Below are 1,976 nucleotides of genomic sequence, written 5' to 3' on the forward strand. Positions count from 1 at the left end.
TTGCCGGGAAGACCTATCGACATCGAGAGAATCGTTCGAAGCCCAGGAAGCCCGGCGTAAAACCACACAAGAAGATGACTCAGAAAAACTGTTGAAAGGTCTTAACTTGGGTGGATTGGTGTAGCCACCCATCTCCGCAAGCAGTTCACCACCTGGTCCGTAGATGAATCGCTTGGCAACGCCATCAGCGTTCTTGTAGACCCGCTGGTCAAAAGCGTTATTCCTGTAATCGCCCACCATTGCGCCGTTCACGAAAGACTTTGCCATCCGGTTGAAGGGGCCATATTCGTATGCGCGGCTGCCATCACTGCGTGCTTCACTGGTCAGATTGCCCGCCGCATCGTAAGCAAAGTTCCTGTACTGGCCACCACCGCTCCATGAATCGAGTCGATTGCTTTGGGGACTGGACACATACGAGAAATTGACGCCGTTTCGCACGTGAGTGGTGCGGTTGCCGTTTGCATCATAGGAGATAGTTTGCGCATCGCCAATTCGGCTAATGGTTCCTAGCTTGTCGTCCTGCAAGTACGAAAATTCAGACACCGACATTGCTGGATAGACGTTATCCGTTATCGCAGCAATCAGGTCGGGCTGGCCCAGGTAGGCATTGCGATAGCTAAAATTGACGCTGTGTTTTGCCGGGGTTGAAAGTTGCTCGATTCTGCCATCAGTATCCAAAGTAACCAGGCGAGGCAAGTTATTTCCGAACCGCCATGCGTACCGTTGGCCGCTTACAGGCTGGTACAGGAAGGAATCAGCCAGTGTCGCGAAGGGTCCGCCGAGATTGCTCACCACGCTGCTAACGCGGCCGTAGCCGTCATAGCCGAAGGTCAGGACGAGGCCGGTTGGGTACGACATATTGTTGAGTCGACCGGCGTTATCGTAAGTCCAAGTTGTGGTGAACGTCTGACCTAGCACGGTATTGATTTGCTTCACCAATTCGCCTGCGGCATTGTATTCATATGTTATCTGGCCACTGGCGTCGCTCACGCCTGTCAGCCGGCCTTTCCCATACGTCCCCGCGTCATAGCTGAAAATCTCGGTCAACCCAGCACTGGCGCGCGTCTTGATTCGGCCGAGCAGGTCGAAGTCATAAGAGATGCTCTTCCCATCGGCGCGGCTCTCAACATCGACGTCGCCGGCCGCATCGTAGGTGTACGTGGTCACCCCGGTATCCGGGCTTTGCTGACTCAGGGTTTGCCCAAACCCGTTGTACGTGTAGTTAGTCTGCAAGGGCCGCGGGTCACGCACCCAGGCCACATTGCCTTCGCTGTCGTAGTTCATCGTCGTTACTGAGCCACTAATGCTAGTCGAGCTAATCAGCCGATTTTGTTCGTCGTAGCTGTAGCGCGTGGCCCTGTTGTGCACGTCCGTTGTCGACAGCAAATTGCCATTTTTGTCATACTCATACTGGATGCGCTGGTTCTTGTTGCCTGTTTGCGTGTACGGTCGGCCGAGCGAGTCCATCTCGGTCTTGGATGTGAACGTGCCCCCTGCTGCGGGCATAGGCGTGCCGCTACTAAGTGCCGGAAGGTGCCGATCCGAACTATATTCAAGTGCGTTATTTGCAATGTCGAGGCCGGTTCGCGCGAATTGATTGAGCGCGTCGCCCACGTATTCGACGCGACCACCCGCCGAATAGCGCCAGCGCGACGCAGCCCCGTTGGCGTACACAGCGTCTGTGATTTGCTGGTCCTTGTTATAGGTGAAGGTGCTAACACGACTGCCGCTTGGCAACAGCTTTGTGCTTGACGCCAGCGTACCTTTAATCCCATACGCAAAAGTCGTAGCAACTCCGTTGATATCGACATGGCGCCCCGGTTGACCGAGTCCATCATGTTCGGACCAGGTCTCGGTCCAATCCACCCAAGTTAGCGATGGGCGTGCACTTCAGTAAATTATTATCGATGTTTTCACAATAACACTTGACATCACCTTAAAATCGCGGCGTCCAGCATGGATTTTTACTATCCCTG

At 54.4% G+C, this 1,976-nt stretch carries 1 pseudogene; it reads right to left on the bottom strand.

The features are described from left to right. Positions 1-1,866, bottom strand: a pseudogene (locus ACP7D4_RS27915) (hypothetical protein); the annotation flags it as partial. Positions 1,867-1,976: the final 110 nt, after the last annotated feature.

Origin of the sequence: Massilia sp. TWP1-3-3 (assembly GCF_049897805.1) — a bacterium.
GTDB lineage: Bacteria > Pseudomonadota > Gammaproteobacteria > Burkholderiales > Burkholderiaceae_D > Telluria_A.